Source organism: Acidithiobacillus ferriphilus, from assembly GCF_018854775.1.
GTDB classification, from domain to species: Bacteria; Pseudomonadota; Gammaproteobacteria; order Acidithiobacillales; family Acidithiobacillaceae; genus Acidithiobacillus; species Acidithiobacillus ferriphilus.
Genome location: NZ_JAAZTY010000270.1, coordinates 1 through 952 on the forward strand (window position 1 = coordinate 1; position 952 = coordinate 952).

Here is a 952-nt window from a genome sequence, read left to right on the forward strand (position 1 = left end):
TCCGAGGTGCAGCGCATGGTCGCCGTTTGCCGCGAAATTGGGCTATCCATCATCCCGCGCGGTGGTGGCACCGGCTATACCGGCGGTGCCATTCCACTGCGCCGCCACTGCGCTGTCATCAATACCGAAAAGCTGGAACAAATGTCGGTGATCGAGATGGTCACGCCGCAGGGCCTGAGCAGCCCTGTCCCCAGCATCTTTGCGGGTGCAGGTGTGGTCACCAAGATCGTGGCCGATGCGGCCGATGCGGCAGGCCTCGTTTTTGCCGTCGATCCCACATCCATGGACGCCTCTACCATCGGCGGGAATATCGCCATGAATGCGGGGGGCAAGAAGGCTGTGCTCTGGGGTACGGCCCTCGACAACCTGCTCTCCTGGCGCATGGTGACCCCCGATGGGAATTGGCTGGAAGTGGAGCGCCTGGATCATAATCTCGGCAAAATTCACGATCAGCCGGTGGTCCGTTTTCGCCTGAATCGCTTTGCCGCCGATGGACATACAACGCTCGGAGAGCCGGAAGTACTCACCCTGCCCGGTGCCAGCTTCCGCAAGGCCGGGTTGGGCAAGGATGTCACCGACAAGTTTCTCGGCGGTCTGCCAGGCATCCAGAAAGAAGGCTGCGACGGCATTATCACCTCCGGACGCTTCCTGCTCCATCAGATGCCAGCCCATGTGCGCACGGTCTGCCTGGAGTTTTATGGCACCGATCTGGATGCCGCGGTACCAGCCATCATCGAAGTGAAATCCTATGTGGAGGGATTGGAGCATGTCCTGCTCACCGGGCTGGAGCATCTGGACGAGCGCTATCTCAAAGCCATCAAGTACAGCAACAAGGCCCCCCGCCACGAACGCCCGAAGATGCTGTTGCTCACGGATATCGCCAGCGATGACCCTGATGCAGCGGGTGCGGCAGCGGCGGCGGTGGTACGTATTGCCAACGCCCGAGGCGGTG

At 61.2% G+C, this 952-nt stretch carries 1 protein-coding gene; it reads left to right on the top strand.

What is annotated here, in order from left to right; all coding sequences use genetic code 11:
* Positions 1 to 952, top strand: a 952-nt coding sequence (locus tag HF921_RS13160; RefSeq protein WP_215893997.1) for an FAD-binding oxidoreductase, incomplete at both ends; no start/stop codon positions are given.